General features: G+C 62.9%; 23 protein-coding genes. 15 read left to right on the forward strand and 8 right to left on the reverse strand.

All coding sequences use genetic code 11. From position 1 onward, the window contains the following. The first annotated feature begins 140 nt into the window (after positions 1-140). The 8 genes from QQL76_RS18310 (at position 141) to olsB (ending at position 11037) form a co-directional block, all read left to right on the forward strand. Positions 141-1091: a nucleoside hydrolase gene (locus QQL76_RS18310; RefSeq protein WP_499208852.1), complete on the forward strand. Its 951-nt coding sequence runs from the start codon at positions 141-143 to the stop codon at positions 1089-1091. Positions 1092-1162: 71 nt separating this feature from the next. Next, positions 1163-4006 (forward strand): [protein-PII] uridylyltransferase, encoded by a 2844-nt coding sequence (locus QQL76_RS18315; protein WP_499208853.1) that lies wholly within the window; start codon positions 1163-1165, stop codon positions 4004-4006. Positions 4007-4012: 6 nt separating this feature from the next. Further along, complete coding sequence (gene murJ / locus QQL76_RS18320; RefSeq protein ID WP_499208854.1) at positions 4013-5581, forward strand: murein biosynthesis integral membrane protein MurJ; 1569 nt, start codon at positions 4013-4015, stop codon at positions 5579-5581. Between the two features lie 133 nt (positions 5582-5714). Continuing rightward, the gene (gene trpS / locus QQL76_RS18325) at positions 5715-6776 is read left to right on the forward strand and encodes a tryptophan--tRNA ligase (protein ID WP_404863017.1); all 1062 of its coding nucleotides are present in this window, start codon (positions 5715-5717) and stop codon (positions 6774-6776) included. 66 nt (positions 6777-6842) lie between these two features. Beyond that, the gene (locus QQL76_RS18330; RefSeq protein WP_126006469.1) at positions 6843-7337 is read left to right on the forward strand and encodes a universal stress protein; all 495 of its coding nucleotides are present in this window, start codon (positions 6843-6845) and stop codon (positions 7335-7337) included. A gap of 212 nt (positions 7338-7549) precedes the next feature. Then, complete coding sequence (locus tag QQL76_RS18335; protein ID WP_404863016.1) at positions 7550-8119, forward strand: NifU family protein; 570 nt, start codon at positions 7550-7552, stop codon at positions 8117-8119. Positions 8120-8236: 117 nt separating this feature from the next. Continuing rightward, positions 8237-10063: an ATP-binding protein gene (locus tag QQL76_RS18340; RefSeq protein ID WP_499208855.1), complete on the forward strand. Its 1827-nt coding sequence runs from the start codon at positions 8237-8239 to the stop codon at positions 10061-10063. 104 nt (positions 10064-10167) lie between these two features. After that, positions 10168-11037, forward strand: coding sequence for a GNAT family N-acetyltransferase (olsB, locus tag QQL76_RS18345; RefSeq protein ID WP_499208856.1), 870 nt, complete (start codon positions 10168-10170; stop codon positions 11035-11037). 14 nt (positions 11038-11051) lie between these two features. Here olsB and QQL76_RS18350 read toward each other — a convergent pair whose 3' ends face one another. Then, positions 11052-11546, reverse strand: coding sequence for a DUF2244 domain-containing protein (locus tag QQL76_RS18350; RefSeq protein ID WP_499208857.1), 495 nt, complete (start codon positions 11544-11546; stop codon positions 11052-11054). Here QQL76_RS18350 and nth point away from each other — a divergent pair. After that, the gene (gene nth / locus QQL76_RS18355; RefSeq protein ID WP_499208858.1) at positions 11545-12339 is read left to right on the forward strand and encodes an endonuclease III; all 795 of its coding nucleotides are present in this window, start codon (positions 11545-11547) and stop codon (positions 12337-12339) included. The two genes, QQL76_RS18350 and nth, sit on opposite strands and share 2 nt — an antisense overlap. A gap of 9 nt (positions 12340-12348) precedes the next feature. On the opposite strand, the gene QQL76_RS18360 is transcribed toward nth, so the two are convergent. Further along, positions 12349-13095, reverse strand: a complete 747-nt coding sequence (locus tag QQL76_RS18360) for a sulfate transporter family protein (RefSeq protein ID WP_499208859.1) — start codon at positions 13093-13095, stop codon at positions 12349-12351. A 137-nt stretch (positions 13096-13232) separates the two neighbouring features. Here QQL76_RS18360 and arsC point away from each other — a divergent pair, with 137 nt between their 5' ends. Both arsC and arsH read left to right on the forward strand, forming a co-directional pair. Continuing rightward, positions 13233-13637 carry an arsenate reductase (glutaredoxin) gene (arsC, locus tag QQL76_RS18365; protein ID WP_499208860.1) on the forward strand — a complete coding sequence of 135 codons (405 nt, stop codon included), beginning with the start codon at positions 13233-13235 and terminating at the stop codon, positions 13635-13637. 36 nt (positions 13638-13673) lie between these two features. Beyond that, positions 13674-14387 carry an NADPH-dependent FMN reductase family protein gene (gene arsH / locus QQL76_RS18370; protein WP_499208861.1) on the forward strand — a complete coding sequence of 238 codons (714 nt, stop codon included), beginning with the start codon at positions 13674-13676 and terminating at the stop codon, positions 14385-14387. Between the two features lie 15 nt (positions 14388-14402). Here the strand turns inward: arsH and QQL76_RS18375 are convergent, their stop codons facing one another. From QQL76_RS18375 to dapD, 4 genes are read right to left on the reverse strand one after another with little or no spacing between them, the layout of a single operon-like run. After that, positions 14403-15008, reverse strand: coding sequence for a hypothetical protein (locus tag QQL76_RS18375; protein WP_499208862.1), 606 nt, complete (start codon positions 15006-15008; stop codon positions 14403-14405). Continuing rightward, on the reverse strand, positions 15008-16201 hold the full coding sequence (gene dapE / locus QQL76_RS18380) for a succinyl-diaminopimelate desuccinylase (RefSeq protein ID WP_499208863.1): 1194 nt from the start codon (positions 16199-16201) through the stop codon (positions 15008-15010). Before dapE ends, QQL76_RS18375 begins: the two co-directional genes overlap by 1 nt. A 20-nt stretch (positions 16202-16221) precedes the next feature. Next, on the reverse strand, positions 16222-16641 hold the full coding sequence (locus QQL76_RS18385; protein WP_126006445.1) for a DUF805 domain-containing protein: 420 nt from the start codon (positions 16639-16641) through the stop codon (positions 16222-16224). 1 nt (position 16642) lies between these two features. Beyond that, the gene (gene dapD, locus QQL76_RS18390) at positions 16643-17491 is read right to left on the reverse strand and encodes a 2,3,4,5-tetrahydropyridine-2,6-dicarboxylate N-succinyltransferase (RefSeq protein WP_499208864.1); all 849 of its coding nucleotides are present in this window, start codon (positions 17489-17491) and stop codon (positions 16643-16645) included. A gap of 162 nt (positions 17492-17653) precedes the next feature. Between dapD and QQL76_RS18395 the strand changes: the two genes are divergently transcribed. Continuing rightward, complete coding sequence (locus QQL76_RS18395; protein WP_499208865.1) at positions 17654-18052, forward strand: hypothetical protein; 399 nt, start codon at positions 17654-17656, stop codon at positions 18050-18052. A 62-nt stretch (positions 18053-18114) separates the two neighbouring features. Further along, positions 18115-19134 (forward strand): DUF1775 domain-containing protein, encoded by a 1020-nt coding sequence (locus QQL76_RS18400; RefSeq protein ID WP_499208866.1) that lies wholly within the window; start codon positions 18115-18117, stop codon positions 19132-19134. A gap of 25 nt (positions 19135-19159) precedes the next feature. Here the strand turns inward: QQL76_RS18400 and QQL76_RS18405 are convergent, their stop codons facing one another. Next, on the reverse strand, positions 19160-19885 hold the full coding sequence (locus QQL76_RS18405) for an HAD family hydrolase (RefSeq protein ID WP_499208867.1): 726 nt from the start codon (positions 19883-19885) through the stop codon (positions 19160-19162). A gap of 132 nt (positions 19886-20017) precedes the next feature. On the opposite strand from QQL76_RS18405, the gene QQL76_RS18410 reads away from it, so the two are divergent. Continuing rightward, positions 20018-20923 carry a DMT family transporter gene (locus QQL76_RS18410; protein WP_499208868.1) on the forward strand — a complete coding sequence of 302 codons (906 nt, stop codon included), beginning with the start codon at positions 20018-20020 and terminating at the stop codon, positions 20921-20923. A 69-nt stretch (positions 20924-20992) separates the two neighbouring features. Here the strand turns inward: QQL76_RS18410 and dut are convergent, their stop codons facing one another. Beyond that, positions 20993-21469: a dUTP diphosphatase gene (gene dut, locus QQL76_RS18415; RefSeq protein ID WP_499208869.1), complete on the reverse strand. Its 477-nt coding sequence runs from the start codon at positions 21467-21469 to the stop codon at positions 20993-20995. A gap of 90 nt (positions 21470-21559) precedes the next feature. Here dut and QQL76_RS18420 point away from each other — a divergent pair, with 90 nt between their 5' ends. After that, positions 21560-23149, forward strand: a complete 1590-nt coding sequence (locus QQL76_RS18420; RefSeq protein WP_499208870.1) for a peptide chain release factor 3 — start codon at positions 21560-21562, stop codon at positions 23147-23149. The last annotated feature ends 49 nt before the right edge of the window (positions 23150-23198 follow it).

Here is a 23198-nt window from a genome sequence, read left to right on the forward strand (position 1 = left end):
ACCATTCAGGCGGAGACCCTTAGAGGGCGGCATCTCCGTTGCTCTCAATATGGGTGGCGGATTGCTGCACTGCAAGCGGCTTGCGGCGAGGGGCCGGCAAGGATAGGCGTTGCCGGAAAGAGACCAGGACCTGATACGACATGCACAGCGGCACGACGCGCAAAATCATCATCGATACCGATCCGGGACAGGACGACGCAGCCGCAATTTTGCTGGCGCTGGCAAGCCCGGAACTCGACATTCTCGGCATTACGGCGGTGGCCGGCAACGTTCCGCTCGACTGGACGACGCGCAACGCACTGATCATCTGCGAATTGGCGGGACGTACCGACATTCCTGTTTACGCTGGCGCCCATGCACCGTTGAAGCGTCCGCTTGTGACGGCGGAACACGTTCACGGCAAGACCGGGCTCGACGGTCCGCTGCTCGATGAGCCCGTCGGCAAGCTTCAGGATGAGGGCGCGGTCGATTTCATCATCCACACGCTTCTTGCCGAAGAGACAGGCACGGTCACGCTCTGTGCGTTGGGGCCGCTCACCAATCTGGCGCTGGCTCTTCAAAAAGCGCCGGAGATCGCCGGCCACATTGCCGAGATCGTCCTGATGGGCGGCGGCTTCTTCGAAGGCGGCAACATCACGCCTGCCGCTGAATTCAACATCTATGTCGATCCGGAAGCGGCGGATGTGGTGTTTCGCGCCGGCGTGCCGATCGTGATGATGCCGCTCGACGTCACGCACAAGGTGCTGACCACCCGTGCCCGCACTGAGGCAATCGCCGCGCTCCCTTCGAAGGCTACGCGAGCGCTTGCCGAAATGCTGGTGTTCTTCGAGCGTTTCGACGAGCAGAAATACGGTTCCGACGGTGCGCCGCTGCATGATCCTTGCGTCATCGCCTATCTGCTGCGCCCCGAGCTTTTCGCCGGACGTTTCTGCAACGTCGAGATCGAGACTGCCTCGGATCTGACGCGTGGCATGACGGTCGTCGACTGGTGGCATGTCACCGACCGGGCGCCGAACGCGACCGTCATGCGGGAGGTGGATGCCGAGGGCTTCTTCGCCCTTCTGACGGAACGTCTCGCTACCTATTCCTGAGCGGCCGCAATGGCGCCCGGGCATCGAGATAGGCTATAGCGCTTCTGGGAAACTGGGGCCGGCATGATTCCATGACGCAGCACGACATGAAGTTCACCGAGATCGTCGACGCCCCTGCGCTGGCCCAGGCCGTCTCGGCCATCGCCGCCGAGCATGGGGGCGCCACGCCGGAGGCACGCGCTGCCCTTCTTGCCGAGATGCGACGAGTGAGCACCGAAGGCCGGGAAAAGGCGCGTTCGCTGCTGGAAAGCGATGGCTCGGGCCTGCTCTGTGCGGCACGAATCTCGCATCTCCAGGACACGATCATCACCGCGCTCTTCGACTTTGCGACGACGCATGTCTACCCCTCGCAAGGCTCCGGTACTGGAGCGGGTGACGGGATGACGGTGGCGGCCGTCGGCGGCTATGGCCGCGGCACGCTCGCGCCGGGTTCCGACATAGACCTGCTCTTCGTTCTTGCCGATCGCCGTTCCGGGCGGGAAGAGGAGGTCGCCCAGTTCGTGCTCTACGTGCTCTGGGACATGGGCTTCAAGGTAGGTCACGCCACGCGCACGATCGACGAGTGCATTCGACTGTCGCGCAGCGACATTACCATCCGCACCGCGATCCTCGAAGCGCGGCGCATCTGTGGCGCGGTCCCGCTCTTCGACGCCTTGACCGAACGGTTCGACACGCAGGTGGTGCGATCGACAGCGCCGGAATTCATCGAGGCGAAGCTTGCCGAACGGGATCAGCGTCACCGCAAGTCCGGTGACACGCGCTATCTCGTCGAGCCGAACGTCAAGGAAGGCAAGGGCGGCCTTCGCGACCTGAACACGCTGTTCTGGATCGCCAAATACTTCTACCGCATCGATGACGAGGCGGAGCTGGTGAAGCTCGGCGTGCTCTCCAAGGGCGAGTTCAAGGTCTTCAAAAAGGCCGAGGATTTCCTCTGGGCCGTACGCTGCCAGATGCATTTTCTCACCGGCAAGGCCGAGGAGCGCCTGTCCTTCGACATTCAGCGCGAGATCGCCGAAGCGCTCGGTTACCACGACCACCCGGGCCTCTCCGCCGTCGAACGCTTCATGAAGCACTATTTCCTCGTGGCGAAGGATGTGGGCGACCTGACACGCATCCTCTGCGCGGAGCTTGAGGACCAGCAGGCGAAAGAGGCGCCGGGCATCACCGCGATGATCACGCGCTTCACCGCCCGCACACGCAAGATCCCCGGCACGCTGGATTTTCTGGAAGACCGGGGCCGCATCACCATCGCCGACAAGGACGTCTTCAAGCGCGATCCGGTGAACCTGATCCGCCTTTTCCACCTTGCCGATCTCAACGGGCTCGAATTTCATCCCGATGCCTTGAAGCGGGTCACGCGGTCGCTGCGGCTCGTCAAGAACGAGCTTCGCGAGGATGCCGAGGCAAACCGGCTGTTCCTGTCGATCCTGACGTCGCGCCGTGATCCTGCGCTCATCCTCCGGCGCATGAACGAAGCGGGCCTGCTTGGCCGATTCATCCCGGAATTCGGCAAGATCGTCGCGATGATGCAATTCAACATGTATCATCACTACACGGTCGACGAGCACCTGATCCGCACCGTGGGTGTACTTTCCGACATCGACAATGGCCGTGACATGGACGCCCATCCCCTGTCGTCCAAGCTTATGCCGAGCGTGGAGGAACGCCAGGCGCTCTATGTGGCCGTATTCCTGCACGATGTTGCCAAGGGGCGCCCCGAAGATCACTCGGTCGCCGGTGCCCGTGTTGCCCGCAAGCTTTGCCCGCGCTTCGGCCTCTCGCCGAAGCAGACCGAACTGGTCGCCTGGCTGATTGAAGAGCACTTGAAGATGTCGATGATCGCCCAGGCGCGCGACCTCAATGACCGGAAGACGATCGAAGATTTCGCGCAGATCGTGCAGTCGCTCGACCGGCTGAAGCTGCTCCTGATCCTGACCGTCTGCGATATCCGGGCGGTCGGCCCGGGCGTCTGGAACGGCTGGAAGGGCCAACTCCTGCGCACGCTTTATTATGAGACCGAGCTGATGCTGTCGGGCGGTTTTTCGGAAGTCTCCCGCCGGGAGCGCGCACTGTTTGCCTCCGAGCAGCTGGGCAAGGCGCTCTCCTCCTGGGACGAGGCGGACCGTCAGCGCTATCTCGGCCTGCATTACGAACCGTATCTTCTGTCGACCGAACTCGAAGACCAGATCCGCCATGCGGAATTCGTGCGCGAGGCCGATCGAGAAGGCCGGGTGCTCGCGACGATGGTGCGCACCCATTCCTTCCACGCGATCACGGAAATCACCGTGCTCTCGCCCGACCATCCGCGCCTCTTGACGCTGGTTGCCGGTGCCTGCGCCGCGGCCGGCGCCAACATCGCTGACGCGCAGATATTCACGACATCCGACGGCCGCGCGCTCGACACGATCCTGATCAACCGCGAGTTCAAGGATGATGCCGACGAAATCCGCCGTGCAACGAGCATCGGCCGCCTGATCGAGGACATGCTGTCGGGCAAGAAGCGCCTTCCGGACGTGATCGCCCCCAAATCGAAACAGCCGCGCAAGGCACATGCCTTCAAGGTCCCGCCGGCGGTGACCATTTCCAATTCCCTGTCGAACAAGTTCACGGTGATCGAGGTGGAAGGGCTGGACCGTCCGGGCCTGCTGGCGAGCATCACCGCCGTGCTGTCCGACCTTTCGCTCGACATCACGTCTGCGCATGTCTCGACCTTCGGGGAAAAAGTCATCGACAATTTTTACGTGACCGATCTCGTCGGCCACAAGATCGTCTCCGAAACGCGCCAAGCCAACATCATTGCTCGGCTGAAGGCGGTGATGGCGAATGTCGAAGACGAAGCGCGAGAGCGCATGCCGAACGGGATGGTTGCTCCGCCGACGCCGCGCCGTGCGTCGGCCAGACGCGTGAAAGCCTGAATCACCATGGGACTGATAGCAAAATTCGCCACTGTCGGCGGCACCACTATGGGCAGCCGCGTCTTCGGCTTCGTGCGCGAGGCATTGATCGCGAGCACGCTTGGCGCGGGACCGGTTGCCGATGCGTTCTATGCGGCGTTCCGTTTTCCGAACCTCTTTCGACGGCTCTTCGCGGAAGGCGCGTTCAACTCCGCTTTCGTGCCGTTGTTCGCCAAGGAGCTTGAGGGCGGCGGGCGTGCTGCGGCGAGGGATTTTGCCGAGCAGGTCTTTTCGGTCCTGATCTTCATCCTGATTGCGCTATCGGCGCTCGCGATGATTTTTATGCCATTTCTCGTCGGCACCGTGATCGCACCGCGCTTTGCCGATACGCCCGACAAGTTCAACCTGACGGTGACGATGACGCGGATCATGTTCCCGTATCTTGCCGCCATGTCGTTGGTGGCGATGTTTTCGGGTATCCTGAACGCGTTTCGCCGCTATTTCCTGGCCGCTTTCGTGCCAATCCTTCTCAATGTCGTGATGATCGGCGCGATCCTGATCGCCATGGCGCTCGGTTATGATGAGGAGGGGCTTGGCCTTGCCCTGTCCTGGGGCGTCGTGGTCGCAGGCTTCGTGCAGCTCGCCGCGATCATCTGGGGCGTTCGGCGGGAGCATTTTCATATTGGCTTGCGGGTGCCGCGACCGACGCCTGCCGTCAAACGCCTGCTGTGGCTGGCGCTGCCGGCGGCGATCACCGGCGGCATCACGCAGATCAACCTGTTGATCGGCCAGGTCATCGCATCCGGCCAGGATGGTGCGATCGCCGTCATCAATTATGCCGACCGTATTCTCCAGCTGCCGCTCTCGACGATCGGCGTTGCCATCGGGGTTGTTCTGCTGCCGGAACTTGCGCGCTCGCTGAAGGCCGGCGATCTGGGCGATGCGGCCGTGCTCCAGAACCGCAGCCTCGAATTCGGCCTGGCGCTGACGGTCCCCGCGACCGTCGGACTGCTCATCCTGCCTGCGCCGATCGTGGCGCTTCTGTTCGAGCGCGGTGCGTTCAGCCGGGAGACCACCGAGATCACGGCGGCGGTGCTTGCCGCGTTCGCGCTCGGCCTTCCGGCCTTCGTGCTGATCAAGATCTTCCAGCCGGGGTTTTATGCGCGCGAAGACATGCGCACGCCCATGTGGATGGCGGGCGTCGGCGTTGTCGTCAACGTCGCCGCAAGCCTCATCCTGTTCCCGATCTACGGCGTCGTCGGCATCGGTATCGCGACGGCGCTCTTTGGCTGGGCGAATGCCGGCCTGCTTGCCATCGTTTTGTGGAACCGCAACCTCTTCCGGCCGTCCGGCGTCACCTTGCGGCGCATCGCGCTCATCATCGCCGGCAGCGCGCTCATGGGCGCGGTGCTGTGGCTGGCGCTCGCCTATCTCGAGCCGTATCTGATGGATGCGGGGCTGCTGGTGCGAGCGATTGCCGTCTTCGGCACGATCGGCGTCGCAGCGCTCGTCTACTTCGGTTTCACGCTCGCCACGGGCGCAATCGAGGGCCGCCATCTCATGCGGCTCCTCAAGCGCAACAAGGCGGCAACCTGATCCACGACGCCGACCCTTGCGGGTGGCTGGCTCTTGCAGAAGGGCGGGCGTCCATGCATAACCCGCCGCGATTTCAATGGGCCTGATCGGGCCGAACCAAAGGAGCGGGCCCTCCACAAGCCCGGCAATGCGCATGGCAGAATTCAAGGAGCGGGTGTTTTCAGGCGTTCAGCCCACCGGCAACCTCCATCTCGGCAACTATCTCGGTGCCATCAAGCGTTTCGTCGCGCTGCAGGACAGCTACGACTGCATCTATTGCGTCGTCGACCTGCATGCGATCACGGCGCAGCTCGTCCATGAGGATTTGAAGGGCCAGACGCGCTCGATCACTGCAGCATTCCTGGCTGCGGGCATCGATCCCGAGCGCCACATCGTCTTCAACCAGTCTGCCGTGTCCGGCCACGCCGAACTCGCCTGGATCTTCAACTGCGTCGCGCGCATCGGCTGGATGAACCGCATGACTCAGTTCAAGGACAAGGCCGGCAAGGACCGCGAGAACGCCTCGCTCGGCCTGCTTGCCTATCCGTCGCTGATGGCTGCCGACATTCTGCTTTACCGCGCAACCCACGTGCCGGTCGGCGACGACCAGAAGCAGCACCTTGAGCTGACCCGCGATATCGCGATGAAGTTCAACATCGACTTTTCCGGCAAGATCGCCTCGAGCGGCCGCGCCGTCGAAACCATCGTCGGCGAAGAGCGCATCGACGCCTATTTCCCGCTGACCGAGCCGCTGATCGAAGGCCCGGCACCGCGCGTCATGTCGCTGCGTGACGGAACCAAGAAGATGTCGAAGTCGGATCCGTCCGACCTGTCGCGCATCAACCTGACCGACGATGCCGACACGATCCTGAAGAAGATCCGCAAGGCAAAGACCGATCCAGACGCCTTGCCGTCCGAGGTCGAGGGCCTCGCCGGCCGCCCGGAAGCCGAGAACCTCGTCACGCTCTATGCCGCCTTGGCCGAGACGAGCCGGGCGAGCGTGATCGCCGAATTCGGTGGCCGCCAGTTCTCCGAATTCAAGCCGGCACTTGCCGATCTCGCCGTCGAAAAGCTGGCGCCGATGAACGGTGAAATGCGCCGCCTGATGGACGATCCCGGCCATATCGACGCGGTTCTTGCAAAAGGCGCCGCCAAGGCGCGTGTCATCGCGGAGGAGACGATGGCAGACGTCAAGGACATTATCGGCTTCCTCTGAGCGGGGCAAAGCAGCCGCTCACAATGTCTCTTGCGGGGGCATGGGCGCGGTGGCAATGTCCGCGCCATGGTATCAAGACGACTATCGCGCGAAGAAGGGCACCGCCGCAAATTCATGGCGGTGCTGGATGACACCCCCGAATGCGAACGTGCCGTGCGCTACGCGGCCATGCGCGCCAAGAACTCCGGCGGCGGCCTCGTGCTGCTCTTCGTCGTGGAGCCCGCTGATTTCCAACACTGGCTCGGTGTCGAGGAAATCATGCGGGCAGAGGCTTTCGAGGAAGCCGAAAGCCTTCTCGCCAAGTCTGCCGGCCGCGTGCGTGAAACGATCGGTATCGACGCCGAAACCGTGGTGCGCGAAGGATCGACGCGCGACGAGATCAACGCGCTGATCGAGGAAGACAAGGACATCGCGATCCTGGTTCTCGCGGCGGGCTCAGCTAAAGATGGCCCCGGTCCTCTCGTTTCGGCGATCGGTGGACGCGGGGCAGGCGCCTTCCCGGTGCCGGTCACCGTCATTCCGAGCGATCTCTCCGACGATGACATCGATGCGCTGAGCTGAGCCACCGCGCATCAAACTTTCCAAAAGCAGTCAACTATCGCAAAGCAGTCGCTTGATCGCGACCGCGGAAAGCCATATCTTCTTTGGAAAGATTCCAAACTAGCAGCGTTTCCAGGAGCATTGGATACCGGTTCACCGTCCGGAAACGCGAGAAATTAGCAGCGCGCTTGGCGCTCCGATCGGTTAAGCCCGGTTTACAGGGAGTAATGAACATGTTCATCCAGACCGAAGCCACCCCTAACCCGGCGACGCTGAAGTTTCTGCCGGGCAAGGTCGTGATGCAGCAGGGCACGGCGGATTTCCGCGATGCCGCTTCTGCCGCCGAAACCTCCCCGCTTGCTGGCAAACTCTTCGCGATTGCCGGCGTCGAAGGCGTCTTCTTTGGCTATGACTTTGTCACCATCACGAAGTCCGATGCGCTCGACTGGCAGCACCTCAAGCCCGCCGTGCTCGGCACCATCATGGAACACTTCATGGCCGGACAGCCGGTGATGGCGGCAGCCAATTCGGGCGGCAACGCCATGGATGACGGCGAGTTCTTTGACGACGAGGACGAAACGATCGTCGCGACGATCAAGGAACTTCTGGAAACGCGCGTCCGTCCGGCCGTTGCCCAGGACGGTGGCGACATCACCTTCCGCGGCTTCAAGGAAGGCACGGTCTTCTTGAACATGAAGGGCGCCTGCGCCGGTTGCCCGTCCTCCACGGCGACCCTGAAGCACGGCATCCAGAACCTTCTGAAGCACTTCATTCCCGAAGTTCGGGAAGTCGAGGCGGTCTGAGGCGCACCGCCTCACGATCTCCCTAAAATCTTACGGAAGGTTTCAAATCTTCCCTAGGGTGAGGCTGCTAGTCTCGCTCTCATGGCCTTTGTCCCTGACAGCGAACGTTCACGGGTCTTGAGACCCTTGGAGGCTTCCCAACCGGCCTCCGGTGGGTGGTTCGGCAGTTTTCGCCAGCGGCTTTCAGACCAGCCCCAGGCCGGCATCGTGCTTGCCGGCCTTTTCGTCGCGACCATCGTCTCCTTCATCGCGCCGGCCAGCATACCCTTTCTCATGGTGGGCCTGACCGGTGCGGCTGCAATTGCCTTCGTCTCCGGCAGCACGGGTCGACCTGTCGCTCCCGATCAGAAACCGGCAGCGCTGCCCGCCGAACTGGTCGAGGCCCGCCGCAAGGCGGAAGAGGCGAGCCGCGCCAAATCGCGCTTCCTCGCGATGGTGAGCCACGAAGTGCGCACGCCGCTGAACGGCATTCTCGGCATGACGCATCTGCTTGAGCGTACGCAGCTTTCCGCAGAGCAGGAAAGCTATGTCGAAGCCGTACGCCGTTCCGCCACCGCGCTGTTCGATCTCGTGGCCGATCTTCTGGACTTCTCGGCCATCGAGGCCGGCAAGTTCGAACCGAGACGCGAGACGGGCGATCTGCACCATCTGATCGAAGACGCAATCGAACTGATGGCGCCGCGGGCCCACGAAAAGGGCATTGATGTCGCCGCAGCGATCGCCGCCGGCACGCCGACGATGGTCGCGACCGACCACAACCGCCTCCGTCAGGTGGTCTTCAATCTCCTCGGCAACGCGATCAAGTTTACCGATACGGGCGGCGTCATGCTCGAGGTGGCACGTGTCGACGACAACCTCGTGCTGACCTTTGCCGACACCGGCCCGGGCCTGGCGCGTGGCGATCAGCAACGCATCTTCGAGGAATTCGAGCAGGCGAATGGCGGCAAGACACGCACCCATGGCGGCGTTGGCCTGGGGCTGTCCATCTCCAACCGCATCGTCAAGGCGTTGGGTGGCACCATTACGGTCGAGAGCCTGACCGGGCACGGAAGCCGGTTCATCGTGACCCTGCCGCTCGCCGAGGCGCTGTCGCCCTCGGGCATCGATTACTTCGCCAAGCAGCCGGCGCTTGCCGGAAACCGCGTGCTGCTGCTCGTGCCGCGCGGCCAGACGGCGGATGCGCTGGTCAAGCGCATCGCAGCTGAAGGGGGCCGCAGTTGGCACGTGGCGACGCCCAGCGGCGATCTTGCGGCATTCTGCGCCGATGAAGAAATCACCGACGTCATTGTCGATGCACGGATCCTGGACCGTGCCCGCGGATCGATCGCCGGACTGCCGCCTCTCGAAAGTGGCGGCCCACGGCGCACGCTTCTCGTTCGGCCCATCGAGCGCGAGGCACTGCAGCGTCTGACCGAACGCGGCTTCGACAGCTGGTTGATCGCGCCGATCCGCCTCAAGAGCCTCGTGTCGGTTCTTCGCGGGGAGTTTCGTGCACTGCCCGACCACGCGCCGCATCCCGATGGCGATCGCCTCATCGTTCTCGACGGGATGACGCGCTCGCTGAACATCCTTGTTGCCGAGGACAATCCGGTGAATGCGCTGCTCATCACCAATGTCCTGCGCAAGGAGGGCCACTCTGTGGTTCTCGTCGAGAACGGGCAGCAACTGATCGAACAAACATTTGATCCAATCACCGGCGCCTGCGCCCATGATCTGCTCATCACCGATCTCGCGATGCCGGTGATGGATGGTGCAACTGCGATCAGCGAAATCCGCGCCACGCAGCGGTCCCGGCGCTTGCCGCATATCCCTGTCGTTGTGCTCAGCGCCGACGGGCAGAATGAGACGCGCGAGTCGACGCTTCTCATCGGGGCAGATCTCTATCTCGAGAAGCCGATCGATCCGACGAGCCTGTTGCGGCTGATCGCGCGCATCGCGTCCTGAGGCCGCAGCCGGGGGTTTCATCCGCCCGCCGACCTTGTCACTGCTCTGTTGCACAGTCATGTTTAAAGGCGCTGCAGAAACGGTTGCCTTTTTGGATGATTCCCATGACGATTGAGCTTCGACAGCTTGCCGCCAGCCAGAGCCGGATGATCCCGCCCCATGTCGTCGCCGACAGCGCCGTCCTCGGCCGCATCGGCACGCTGGTCACCCGCCTTGCAGCAGGGCCTTCTGAGGTCCGTGCCGCGCAACGTGTGCGTCACAACGTTTTCGTGGGCGAGTTCGGCGCTCGCATGACGCCGGCGTCCGCATCGACAGGTTACGATGTCGACAGCTTCGATGCCTATTGCGACCACCTGCTGGTGCTGGACACCAGCCTTGGCGGTGACGCGGAAGACCAGATCGTCGGCACCTACCGGCTGCTGCGCCAAAGCGTGGCGAAGGCGCATCACGGCTTCTACTCCACCTCGGAATTCGGCGTCTCCGATCTGATCGCGCGCCACCCGCAGAAGCGGTTTCTCGAGCTCGGCCGCTCCTGCGTGCTGCCGACCTACCGCACCAAGCGCACCGTTGAACTGCTGTGGCAGGGCATCTGGGCCTACGCGCTGGAGCACGGCATCGACGTGATGTTCGGCTGCGCATCCTTCGGCGGCTGCCGGCCGGAAGCCCATGCGCTCGCCTTGTCGTTCCTGCATCATTCCGCGGCCGCGCAAGGCGAGTGGGCCGTGTCGGCGCTGCCGGAGCTTTACCGCAAGATGGATCTGATGCCCGTCGAAGCGATCCGTCCGCGCGAGGCGCTTGCGGCACTGCCGCCGCTGGTGAAGGGCTATCTGAGGCTTGGGGCCCGTTTCGGCGACGGTGCCGTGATCGATCGGGCCTTCGGCACGACAGATGTGATGGTGGTCCTGCCGCGCGCCGCGATCAGCCCGCGCTACGTGAACTACTACCGCGCCGATGCCAGCCGCTTCTGCGGCTGATCAGGCCGGTTCGTTCAGCGTTTCACCGAAGCGAGCGCGCCCGAAAAGGCGTGGGCGAAGCTTTCGCGATCGTCCGGATTGAGGAACGAGCCGACATCGGTGCGCCGGCCTTCACCTTCCACGGCCATGCCGGTAATGCCGATCTCCTCATGCCGGGCCACATGGAAGCGCGCCCAGAACGGGTTGAACCGGTGTTCGGCGCTGCGGCCGGATGGCGCGATCTTGCGGACCGTGAGCAGTGTTCGCGACACGCTGACGATTTCACGCGCACGGGCCGAGCGGTAATTCAGCCAGAACGCGCCGTAGAGCAGCGCAAGATCCAGCCCGAAGAACAGAAAGATCGGCCAGGCCCCGGCAATCAGGAACACGATCCCGTGGGCGATGAAGAGCGCCGAAGTCAGCGCCATCAAGACGATGAAGCCGCCGCGACCGAGCGACCGGTGCGGGGTCAAAAGGGCCTCAAAGACCGGTGTGTCGGGTGCGGCATCGGCCGCGTTGCCTTGGCTCATGGACGCAGATTATAGAGGCCGGATGCAAAAGCCCAAGACCCCCGCCGGACAAATAATCGCGAGCCGCAGTCCCCGCAAACCGACGCGGCGCAGCCGCTACACCAAGGTGGAGCTGGAGGAGATGTTCCGGCGCTTCCAGTTGCAGCGGCCCGAGCCGAAGGGCGAACTGGAGCACGTGAACCCGTTCACGCTGGTCGTCGCGGTGGCGCTCTCAGCCCAGGCGACCGATGCGGGCGTGAACAAGGCAACGCGGGCGCTCTTCAAAGTGGCCGACACGCCGCAGAAGATGCTGGCACTCGGTGAAGACACGGTCCGCGACTACATCAAGACGATCGGGCTATTCCGCAATAAGGCGAAGAACGTCATCGCGCTCAGCCAGAAGCTCGTCGATGACTTCGGTGGCGAGGTGCCGATGACGCGGGAAGAGCTGGTGACGCTGCCGGGCGTCGGCCGCAAGACCGCGAATGTGGTGCTCTCCATGGCGTTCGGTCAGGCGACGATGGCGGTCGACACGCACATCTTCCGCATCGGCAACCGCATCGGCCTCGCGCCCGGCAAGACACCGGACGAGGTGGAGGAGATCCTGATGCGGGTGATCCCGCAGCCCTATCTCTACCACGCGCATCACTGGCTGATCCTTCACGGGCGCTATGTGTGCAAGGCCCGCAAACCGGAATGCGAGCGCTGCATTATCGCCGATATCTGCAAGTCGAAGGAAAAGACGACGGACGTTCCCGCACCGATCGTCGAACTGATGCAGGACATCGACGCTCCGACGGCAGAAGCGATCTGACTTGGAGCGTCAGCGCACCGTGGCAGGGGTCGGGGCGCGCGCCGTGAGTGCGTATTCGGGGTCCTTGGCCACGACGCGTTGATGCAGGTGCACCATCAGCGCCGCCGCAAAGAGCGGCGTCAAAAGGTTGAGGATGGGGATCGCCAGGAACGCGGCGATCGCGATGCCCGCGAAGAACACCGTCGTGCCGTGGCGTGACCGCAGTTGCTTGGCGTCCGCCGGCGTGTGGTAGCGCATGGCGGCGAATTCGAAGAACTCCCGGCTCAGCAGGTAGGCGTTGACCACGAAGAACGCCATCAGATTGACGAGCGGGATGAAGAGCAGCATCAGCGCCAGAAGGTTGCCCAGGATGACGATGCCGAGGAACTTGAGCGTGTGCGGAATGGACTGGCGCAGCGACAGCGCCTGACCGACCGGCCGATCCCCATAGTGCCGCCGCTCGATCGCCTCCGCCACATCGTCGAGGAACAGGCCGGCGATCAGCACGGAGATCGGCGCGATCAGAAACGCAAGGCCAAGAGCCAGCGCGATCGATGCAAGAATGCCGAACAGGAATCCGGCCGTGCTCGTCCATTCCGGCATGTCGGGGAAGAAGCCCTGCAGCCAGGGCAGCGTCCATTCGGAGAAGACACCGGTGACGAGGAACCACAGCCCGACGAGCATCAGCAATGTCAGGCCGATCACCTTCCAGAATGCCGAACGGCTTTCCGGCGCGAAAAGGTCTGCAATTGCGAGACGGATGCTGCTGAAAATCATGGCCCAGGTTCTCTCTTGTGTCTGAGGATGTAGGAGGGCACCTGCTGCCCTGCAATGTCGATCCGCGAGGGTGTTGCAGTTCCCCGCAGCGGCAGATATATCGATAAATCTAGAAATATCACTCTATGGAGATGCGCTTGAGCGTGACGATCTACCACAATCCCGCTTGCGGCACCTCGCGCAATGCGCTTGCGATGATCAGGGCAAGCGGCGTCGAACCCCTGGTAATCGAATATCTGAAGCACCCGCCGACGCGCGAGACGCTCAGGCAGATGATCGCCGATGCGGGTCTGACGGTCCGTGGGGCGCTACGGCGTAAAGGCACGCCCTATGATGCGATCGGTCTCGAAGATGCAAGCCTGACGGAGGATGATCTGCTTGACCGCATGATGGAACACCCGATCCTCATCAATCGGCCATTCGTGATTACGCCGCTGGGCACGCGCCTTTGCCGTCCCTCCGAACAGGTTCTGGATCTGCTGCCGGACGGTGCGGTGACAGAGTTTACGAAGGAAGATGGTGAAGTGATCCGGCGGCCTTAAGTCTCGGGGTCCTCCACCAACAGCAAAGGCATACTCATGACGCAAGATTTCCCGGCGCTGCGCGACGATGCGTTCCGGCCCATCGACGAGGACGCGCTGCTGCGGCCCGCTCACAAGACGCATCCGCCCCGCGTTCTGATGCTGTATGGATCGTTGCGCGAACGGTCCTATTCGCGCCTGATGACCGAGGAAGCAGCCAGGGTTCTCACCCGCTTCGGTGCAGAAGTGAGGATTTTCGATCCCAAGGATCTGCCACTTCCGGATGCTGCCTCTGCTGACCATCCTAAGGTGCAGGAACTGCGCGATCTGTCGCTCTGGTCGGAGGCCCATGTCTGGTGCTCGCCCGAACGGCACGGAGCGATGACCGGAATCATGAAGGCCCAGATCGACTGGTTGCCGCTTGCGCTCGGCGGCATGCGCCCGACCCAGGGTCGAACGCTAGCGCTGATGCAGGTTTGTGGGGGTTCGCAGAGCTTCAACACGGTCAACCAACTGCGCATCCTCGGGCGCTGGATGCGCATGGTGACGATCCCCAACCAGTCCTCCGTACCGAAGGCGTTCACCGAGTTCGAAGAGAACGGCCGCATGAAGTCATCGCCCTTCTACAATCGGATGGTCGACGTGATGGAAGAGCTGATGAAGTTCACGCTGCTGGTGCGTGATCGCGCCGACTATCTCGTCGATCGCTATTCGGAGCGCGTCGAGAGCGCCGAAGAGCTTTCGAAACGCGTCAACCAGCGCGCCATCTGATCGTGGCCGCAGCGCTTACGGCAAGGGCTCCAGCGCGAGCCCGAAGGCGGCGTGGAGCATGCCGGTCATGGTGAAGGACAGGACGACGATGCCGATGGTGATGCCGATGGCGACCGGCATGTCGTTATCGAAGGCGATGCGCGTCACGCGGAAGAAGATCGCGATTGCGATGCCGAAGAACGCGAGCGAAGTGATCACCGCGATCGGTTCGGCGCCGGGCATCAAAAGCATGATCGTGACCGGGATCGCCATAAGATAGGCAAAGGGCAGGCTCAGCCAGTTCGTGGCGATGACCCACCGGCCGAAATGCGCCGAGAGACCGAGCGGCGCGGCGACGAGAGCAACGATGATCACCGGCACGATCCAGTTGAGCACATCAATGAGAGCGAGCCGCAGGAAGAAGCCGAGGCCCGTTGTAGCGCTGTCGCCCGCCGCCGCGATATAGCTCGTGCGGTAGTTGAGCCAGGACAGCGCGAAGGCTGGCACGGCGTAGAGGATCGCGGTGAAAGAGCGCCAGAACCCGTCCGCGGTGAGATCGAGATAGGCAAAGCCGCGCTGATCGTTGCGTGCCAGCATGAACACGCCGGAGAGATATCGCTGCACTTCTCCGCCGCTGACCATCAGGCGAACCAGCGATCGAGAAATTGGCGGTAGATCTGCGTCAGCGTCCGAAGATCGGAGAGCGCCACGCGCTCGTCGACCATGTGCATGGTCTGGCCGACAAGGCCGAATTCGACGACGGGGCAATAATCCTTGATGAAACGGGCATCCGACGTTCCACCGGTCGTGGAAAGCTTGGGCGTCCGCCCGGTCACGCCCTCGACCGCCTGCTGCATGGCGGCGATCAGCGTTTCGTCACGTGTCAGAAACGATGGGCTCGGCCGCTCTTTCCAGGCGATGTCGAAGTCGACCGGCGGCCGCTCCGTGCCGCTGCGCAAACGCTCCGCCGCCTGATCCAGCCTGTTGTGAATGTCCATCTGCAAGCTTTCCGCGTCCCAGCGATCATTGAAACGCACGTTGAAAGCTGCGGTTGCCTTGCTCGGGATCACATTGACGGACGGATTGCCGACGTCGATCGACGTAATTTCGAGATTGGTAGCCGGAAAAGTATCCGTGCCGTTGTCGAACGGCGTGTCGAGCAGCGCATTGCAGAACGCCACGATCGCGCGGATCGGGTTGTCGGCAAGATGCGGGTAGGCGACGTGACCCTGCACGCCGTGAACGGTGATGAAGCCCGACAGCGAGCCCCGGCGACCGATCTTGATCATGTCGCCCATGGCTTCGGGGTTCGTCGGTTCGCCGACGATCGCGCCCTGCCAGACTTCGCCCTTCGCATCGGCATGCTTCAAGAGCTTCTCGGTGCCGTTGATCGACGGCCCTTCCTCGTCGCCCGTGATGAGGAAAGAGATCGAGCCTTTCGGCGGTCCGTTTTCGGCGATGTAGCTCGCGCAGGCGGCCACGAAGGCGGCAATGCCACCCTTCATGTCGACCGTGCCACGCCCGATCATCATGTCGTCGACGATGGCTGCCTCGAAAGGCGGCTTCGACCAGGCGGCGACATCGCCGGGCGGCACCACGTCGGTGTGGCCGGCAAACATCAGATGCGGCTCCGCGCTGCCGAGACGCGCATAAAGATTTTCGACGTCGGGCGTATCGTCGTCGCTGAAAGTGACGCGCTCGACACTGAAGCCGAGAGGAACGAGCATGGCTTCGAGCGCGCCGAGCGCTCCGCCCTCTGCCGGCGTGACGGAGGCGCAGCGCACCAGCGCTGACAGATTGACGACGGGGTCCGTGGCGAGGGTCTCTTGTGTCATGTGCGGAAAATTAGCCCGGTTCAGAGGTCGGTGTCATCGCTTTCGTCGCGCTCGTCCACGTCCGTGCCCTCAGGCTGCCCCGGAATGAGCGCCAGCAGCCCGAGTACGATCAGCGACAGCATCGGAATGAAGATCAAAACGGCAAACGCGCTCGCCGCGTTGATGTCGCGCAGGCGCTTGATCGTCAGCATGATGGACGCGGCGAGGGTGAAGAGCCCGACGACGAACGAGACCGAAATCCAGAAGAGGACCGCCTCGCTTTCCTCGTCGAGCTTGAGCAGGATGGAGAGCAGGAAGCCGTTGATGGCTGTCAGAAACAGCCAGCCGAGAACGAAGAGGCGCCGGCCGATGCGCCCCTGTCCCGACAAAAACAGCCAGAAGAGGGTGGCGCCGCCGGCGCCCTTTGGATCCTTGTCCGCCCCTCGTTGGCTGTCGCTCATCTCATGCCCGCAGCAGCTCGTTGATCGACGTCTTCGACCGCGTCTTCTCGTCAACCTTCTTGACGATCACGGCGCAATAGAGGCCGGGGCCGGGCTCGCCGTTGCCCATCGGCTTGCCCGGCATGGTGCCGGCCACCACGACCGAATAGGCAGGGATCTCGCCATAGGTGACGCTGCCGGTCTCGCGATCGACGATCTTGGTGGATTTGCCGATATAGACGCCCATTCCAAGAACGGCGCCTTCGCGCACGATGCAGCCTTCGACCACTTCCGAGCGCGCGCCGATGAAGCAATTGTCCTCGATGATGACCGGGCCGGCCTGCAGCGGCTCCAGGACGCCGCCGATGCCGACGCCGCCTGACAGATGCACGTTCTTGCCGATCTGCGCGCAAGAGCCGACGGTCGCCCAGGTGTCGACCATCGTGCCTTCATCCACATAGGCGCCGAGATTGACGAAGGAGGGCATGAGAATGACGTTGCGGCCGATGAAGGCCGAGCGGCGCACGGTGCAGTTGGGTACGGCGCGGAAACCGGCATTCTCGAAATCGATGCCGCTCCAGCCGTCGAACTTTGAGCCGACCTTGTCCCACCAGACGCTGTCGCCGGGGCCGCCCTTGATGATGTCCATCGGGTTGAGGCGGAAAGAGAGAAGCACGGCTTTCTTCAGCCACTGATTGACGGTCCACTCGCCATCGCTGCCCTTTTCGGCAACGCGCGCTTTGCCCTGGTCGAGCAGGTTGAGCGCGGTTTCGACCGCATCGCGCACTTCGCCCTTGGTGGACGTGGTAATCTGGTCGCGCCCCTCGAAGGCGGTATCGATGATCCGGGCAAGGTCTTGATGGCTGGTCATGCGGGCCTCTCGTCTGGGTTTCGGTGGTGCCGGACATTGCTGCCCCGCACGATGTCCGTCCTCCTAAGGAAGAGGCACGATTGTGGCAAGGAGCGCAATGCACCGGGCCTGCTGCAATTTGTCGTTTGGCGCCCACGGCCGAAGCCGATAAGAGGTGCTGCCATGAGGAAACGGCGGCACGAGGGATTGATCGTCGGCCTGCGCAGCGAGATCTCGCTGTTCGCGCGGGTGGCGCTGCTCGTGCTCGCACTGCCGTTCCTACAGCCCTTCGTCGAGGCGCATGCGGCTGCGGGCAAGCCATCCGGGGTCATCTGTACCGTCCACGGGCCGTTCGATCCGGCAGAGGCAATCGATGGCGACGGTGCCTCGTCGGCCATCGACCACTGCGTCTGCACCGCGCTCTGCGCGCTGACCGCGCTTCCCGAGCCATCGCAGCCGGAGATCGGACGCATCGGCGAGCCGCAAGCGGCCGGCAGTTCGGTTCCCCTGTCAGCGACGGTCGTTCCAGGTCCCGACCGCAGTTTTGGACCTCCCGGCCAGGCCCCACCTTTTTCGATCTGATCCGATACGGCCACGAACGTGGTCGACGCTTTGGCATTCCCAGATCTGAAAAAGGCATTTTCATGCGCGTTCACGCATCCGTACTGGCCGGCACCATGCTCGCCACGCTTTCCGTATTCCCGATCTCCAACGCATCCGCCCACGCATCGCTCGAGCGGGCGGAGGCTCAGCCGGGCTCCTTCAAGGCTGTCATGCGCATTCCGCACGGTTGCGATGGTCAGGCCACGCACACCGTGACGATCGACCTGCCGGAAGGCTTTATCGACGCCAAGCCCATGCCGAAGGCCGGCTGGACGCTCGAGACCGAAACCGGAGACTATGCCGAGGCCCACAATCTCCATGGCCGTGAAATCACGTCGGGCGTGCGCTCCGTCACATGGTCGGGTGGCGATCTGCAGGACGGCCATTACGACGAATTCGTCGTTGCAGGACGCATCTCCAATGTGCAGGCAGGCGCGGTCCTCAGCTTCCCGACGACCCAGCTTTGCGCCGACGGAGAAGTCGCCTGGGTGGACGTGGCCGAAGACGGCATCGACCCGCACAGCCTCGACTATCCTGCACCGACGCTGACCGTCGTTGCCGCTGAGACAGAAGCCGGCGAGCATGCCCACGCCCATGGCGGCCACGCACACGGCGCCGAGGCTGCGGCGGACGCCGAAGTTCAACCGGTCACAATCGGCGAATTGACGATCTCGGGCTACTGGACCCGCGCAACCCTGCCGAACCAGCGCGTCGGCGGTGGTTATCTCACGGTCGAGAATACCGGAGACGACGAGGATCGTCTGGTTGCCGTGACTTCACCGGTGACCGAGCGCGCCGAAATTCACGAGATGGCCGTCGAGAATGACGTCATGACGATGCGCCGGCTGGATGACGGGATCGCGATTCCCGCTGGTGAAAGCATCGCGCTTGAGCCAGGCGGCTATCACCTGATGTTCCAGGACCTGTCGGAAGGCTTCGAGGAAGGCGAGACTGTTTCGGTGACGCTCGAGTTCGAAAATGCCGGCGAAGTGACGCTCGACCTGCCCGTGCTTGCAGCGGGCTCCCGTCAGGCGGGTGGCGCGCACGAGCATCAGCACTAAAACTTGCGGAAATGAAAGCCGGGCGTTACTCGCCCGGCTCCAACTGGCGCTGAGCCGCCTTCAGGAAGGCGGCGAGGTCATCCGTCACATAATCGATGTGTTCGCCGTCATAGCCCTCGTGCTCCCAGACGTCACCGAGCGGGCCTTCCATGTTGTTCGGCACGATCAGAACGGTCTTCATGCCGACGGCCTTGGGAACGGTGAGATTGCGCGGCAGGTCCTCGAACATGACCGCGCGGTCCGCCTCGATACGGTGCAGCCCCATGAACTTGTCGTAGGTCACGGCGGCCGGCTTCGGCATCAGGTCTGCGGCGACGATGTCGAAGATGTCGTCGAAATGGTCGAGAATGCCGAGCGCCTGTGCGGTGCGCTGGGCGTGGCGCGTATCACCATTGGTGAAGATGAACTTGCGGCCGGGCAGCGACTTGATCGCCTCGCCCAGCGCCGGATCGGGCTTCACCCACGAATAATCGATGTCGTGCACCCGCTCCAGAAAAGCGTTCGGGTCGATCTTGTGCTCGGTCATCAGGCCTTTCAGCGTGGTGCCGTGGTCGCGGTAATACTGCTTTTGCAGCACGCGCGCTTCGTCCGAAGGCAGATGCAGCAGCTCCGCCACAAAATCGGTCATCCGCGCGTCGATCTGCGAGAACAGATCCGTGTGGCGCGGGTAGAGCGTGTTGTCGAGATCGAAGACCCAGTCGCGGATATGCGTGAAATCGTCGGGTTGTGGTGTGTGATTCTTCGGTGCCATCGCCACTTTATGCCATACCGCTCGTAAAGAAACAGGAAGAACCCCGAATGTGGTGATTGGCAGGCATTAAAGCCATCATTCTCGGATCGGGGATGCTACCGAGCGCGATGGCTTCGTGCTAACGCGACCGACATGGAACTTTGGGTCGCAATCACTTTCGCCGCGGCATTCGTTCAGAATATCCGTTCGGCGCTTCAGAAATATCTCAAGGGCGCGATGGGCACGACAGGGGCAACCTTTGTGCGCTTCGGCTTCGGCGTGCCCTTTGCGCTTCTCTTCCTGGCCATTGCGGTCGCGGTGCTCGATCTGCCGATCCCAGCGGTCCACACCACCTTCTTCCTCTGGGTCGTGCTTGCGTCCATCGCGCAGATCCTTGCGCAGGCGCTTCTCGTCCATCTCTTCTCGTTTCGAAACTTCACGGTCGGCACTGCATATTCGCGGACCGAACCCGCGCAGGCAGCCCTGTTCGGGCTCCTGTTCCTCGGCGAAGTCGTCACGGTCGGAACGCTCGTCGCGATCGCGATCTCGGTCTTCGGCGTGATGCTGATTTCGGTGGCGCGCACGACGTTTTCCACAAAGGCGCTTTTGCTTTCGGTCACCAGCAGAACGGCGCTGATCGGCCTTGCTTCGGGAACGCTGTTCGGCGTCTCCGGCGTTTCCTATCGTGCGGCGTCCGTTTCGCTCGGCGGCCCCCATGCGGTGATCCAGGCAGGGACTACGCTCGTCGTTGCGGTCATCTTCCAGACCATCGTCATGTCGATCTGGATGGCGCTGCGGGAGCCGGAGGAATTTGCCCGCATCCGCAAGGCGTGGAAACTCGCGCTTCTGGTGGGTTTAGCGGGCGCCACAGCATCCTTTGGCTGGTTCACGGCGATGACGCTGCAGCAGGCGGCCTACGTGAAGGCGGTGGCGCAGGTGGAGATGCTGTTCACCTTCGCCGCATCGGTCTTCATCTTCAAGGAAACCATCACGCGCATGGAACTTGCAGGCTGCGCGCTGATCGTTTGCGGCGTGGCGGCGTTGGTGCTCGCCGTCTGAACATTAGCAGAACGTGACGAGCGCTCCGTCCACGATCGTCCCACAGCTTTTCCAGCGGTTATCCACAGGCTATCCAGTGCCGGTCGAACCGAACCCGCCCGTCCCGCGCGCGCTCTGGGAAGCCTCCGCGCGCTCCTCGACGGCAGCGCGTACGACCGGGGCGATCACCATCTGCGCGATGCGCAAACCGCGGGTGATGTCGAAGGGCGCATCGCCATGGTTGATCAAGAGCACCTGCACCTCGCCGCGATAATCCCAGTCGATCGTCCCTGGCGTATTGAGGCAGGTCACCCCATTTTTAAAAGCAAGCCCGGAACGGGGCCGAATCTGCGCCTCGTAGCCGACGGGAATCTCGAAAATGAAGCCGGTCGGCACCAGCACCCGCGCGCCGGGGGCGAGCATCAGGGGCCTATCCGCCTCGACGGCAGCGCGCAGATCCATGCCGGCGGCACCGCCGGTCTGGTAGCCGGGCAGGGCAAGCCCTTCGCCATGCGGAAGGCGGATCAGGCCGAGAATGGGGGCGTCGCTGGTGGCAGGGCTGGTCATCGCCGCATTTGCCGCAAGCCAAGCGCTACGGTCAATTGAAAGACGCGGGAGGACCGGCTAGAAACCCCGCAACAACAGGATATCCACACCATGAGCGAACCACTGGCCGCCGAAGTGGCACGGCGCCGCACTTTCGCGATCATCTCGCACCCCGACGCCGGCAAGACGACGCTGACCGAAAAGCTGCTGCTGTTCGGGGGCGCGATCCAGCTTGCCGGCGAGGTCAAGGCCAAGAAGGACCGTATGAACACGCGTTCCGACTGGATGAAGATCGAACGTGAACGCGGCATTTCGGTCGTCACCTCGGTGATGACCTTCGAATATGGCGATCATGTCTTCAACCTGCTCGACACGCCGGGCCACGAGGATTTCGCCGACGACACCTATCGCACGCTGACTGCCGTCGATGCTGCCATCATGGTCATCGACGCGGCGAAGGGCATCGAGCCGCGCACGTTGAAGCTGTTCGAAGTCTGCCGCCTGCGCGACATTCCGATCGTGACCTTCATCAACAAGATGGACCGCGAAAGCCGCGACCCGTTCGAGATCCTCGACGAAGTCGAGCAAAAGCTCGCGCTCGACACGGCGCCCATGACCTGGCCGATCGGTCGCGGCAAAAGCTTTTCGGGCACGTACCACTTAAGCGACAACACCATCCGCCGCAGCGACGCCGAGGAGCAGACGACGTCCGTGAATGGGCCTGAGTCCGACGCGGTCGCAGGTCTTCTGCCCGAAAACGAGCGCGAAGCCTTCATCGAGGAGTGCGCGCTAGCCATGGAGGCATGCCGGCCGTTCGACAGCCAGGCTTTCCTCGAAGGTCATCTGACGCCGGTCTATTTCGGCTCGGCGCTTCGCAATTTCGGCGTTCGTGACCTGATCAATGCGCTCGGCCGCTACGCGCCGCCGCCGCGCGACCAGATTGCCGACACGCGCAAGGTTGCGGCCACCGACGAAAAGATGTCGGCCTTCGTTTTCAAGATCCAGGCCAATATGGACCCGAACCACCGTGACCGCATCGCCTTCGTGCGTGTGTGCTCCGGTAAGCTGCAGCGCGGCATGAAGGCGCGGCTTGCGCGCACCGGGAAGCCGATGTCGCTATCGGCCCCGCAGTTCTTCTTCGCCCACCAGCGCCAGCTTGCCGACACGGCCTATGCCGGCGACGTGGTGGGCATCCCGAACCATGGCACGCTCAGGATCGGCGACACGCTGACCGATGGCGAACATCTGGTCTTCAAGGGCGTGCCGAACTTCGCGCCCGAGATCCTGCGCCGCGTCCGGCTCGAAGATGCGATGAAGGCGAAGAAGATGAAGGAGGCCTTGGCGCAGATGGCGGAGGAGGGCGTCGTGCAGCTCTTCCAGCCGGAAGATGGGTCGCCACCGCTCGTCGGCGTCGTCGGTGCCCTGCAGCTCGACGTTCTGAAGGCGCGGTTGGAAGCCGAATACGGTCTGCCGGTATCGTTCGAGCTGGCGCGCTTCAATGTCTGCCGCTGGATCTCGTCGGCGGACAAGGCCGAACTGGAACGCTTCGTCACCGTCAAACGCGGCGATATTGCCCGCGATCTCGATGGCGATCCGGTATTCCTTGCGTCCGACGGGTTCTCCTTGAACTACGAGGCGGAGCGCTGGAAAGCGATCAAGTTTGATGCCATCAAGGAGTACCAAATCGGCATCGCGGCCTGAGCGTATCTTCCGCATCCCTGATATAAGTACTTCTAATACAACGACTTAA

The sequence above is a fragment of the Rhizobium albus genome (genome assembly GCA_030160035.1).
Lineage (GTDB): Bacteria > Pseudomonadota > Alphaproteobacteria > Rhizobiales > Rhizobiaceae > Georhizobium > Georhizobium albus.

Excerpts from the sequence above, each read along its gene's own strand:
- QQL76_RS18310 (WP_499208852.1), top strand. The coding sequence starts at position 141 with ATGCACAGCGGCACGACGCGCAAAATCATCATCGATACCGATCCGGGA.
- QQL76_RS18315 (WP_499208853.1), top strand. The coding sequence starts at position 1,163 with ATGACGCAGCACGACATGAAGTTCACCGAGATCGTCGACGCCCCTGCG.
- murJ (WP_499208854.1), top strand. The coding sequence starts at position 4,013 with ATGGGACTGATAGCAAAATTCGCCACTGTCGGCGGCACCACTATGGGC.
- trpS (WP_404863017.1), top strand. The coding sequence starts at position 5,715 with ATGGCAGAATTCAAGGAGCGGGTGTTTTCAGGCGTTCAGCCCACCGGC.
- QQL76_RS18330 (WP_126006469.1), top strand. The coding sequence starts at position 6,843 with ATGGTATCAAGACGACTATCGCGCGAAGAAGGGCACCGCCGCAAATTC.
- QQL76_RS18335 (WP_404863016.1), top strand. The coding sequence starts at position 7,550 with ATGTTCATCCAGACCGAAGCCACCCCTAACCCGGCGACGCTGAAGTTT.
- olsB (WP_499208856.1), top strand. The coding sequence starts at position 10,168 with ATGACGATTGAGCTTCGACAGCTTGCCGCCAGCCAGAGCCGGATGATC.
- nth (WP_499208858.1), top strand. The coding sequence starts at position 11,545 with ATGGACGCAGATTATAGAGGCCGGATGCAAAAGCCCAAGACCCCCGCC.
- QQL76_RS18350 (WP_499208857.1), bottom strand. The coding sequence starts at position 11,546 with ATGAGCCAAGGCAACGCGGCCGATGCCGCACCCGACACACCGGTCTTT.
- QQL76_RS18360 (WP_499208859.1), bottom strand. The coding sequence starts at position 13,095 with ATGATTTTCAGCAGCATCCGTCTCGCAATTGCAGACCTTTTCGCGCCG.
- arsH (WP_499208861.1), top strand. The coding sequence starts at position 13,674 with ATGACGCAAGATTTCCCGGCGCTGCGCGACGATGCGTTCCGGCCCATC.
- QQL76_RS18375 (WP_499208862.1), bottom strand. The coding sequence starts at position 15,008 with ATGGTCAGCGGCGGAGAAGTGCAGCGATATCTCTCCGGCGTGTTCATG.
- dapE (WP_499208863.1), bottom strand. The coding sequence starts at position 16,201 with ATGACACAAGAGACCCTCGCCACGGACCCCGTCGTCAATCTGTCAGCG.
- QQL76_RS18385 (WP_126006445.1), bottom strand. The coding sequence starts at position 16,641 with ATGAGCGACAGCCAACGAGGGGCGGACAAGGATCCAAAGGGCGCCGGC.
- dapD (WP_499208864.1), bottom strand. The coding sequence starts at position 17,491 with ATGACCAGCCATCAAGACCTTGCCCGGATCATCGATACCGCCTTCGAG.
- QQL76_RS18395 (WP_499208865.1), top strand. The coding sequence starts at position 17,654 with ATGAGGAAACGGCGGCACGAGGGATTGATCGTCGGCCTGCGCAGCGAG.
- QQL76_RS18400 (WP_499208866.1), top strand. The coding sequence starts at position 18,115 with ATGCGCGTTCACGCATCCGTACTGGCCGGCACCATGCTCGCCACGCTT.
- QQL76_RS18405 (WP_499208867.1), bottom strand. The coding sequence starts at position 19,885 with ATGGCACCGAAGAATCACACACCACAACCCGACGATTTCACGCATATC.
- QQL76_RS18410 (WP_499208868.1), top strand. The coding sequence starts at position 20,018 with ATGGAACTTTGGGTCGCAATCACTTTCGCCGCGGCATTCGTTCAGAAT.
- dut (WP_499208869.1), bottom strand. The coding sequence starts at position 21,469 with ATGACCAGCCCTGCCACCAGCGACGCCCCCATTCTCGGCCTGATCCGC.
- QQL76_RS18420 (WP_499208870.1), top strand. The coding sequence starts at position 21,560 with ATGAGCGAACCACTGGCCGCCGAAGTGGCACGGCGCCGCACTTTCGCG.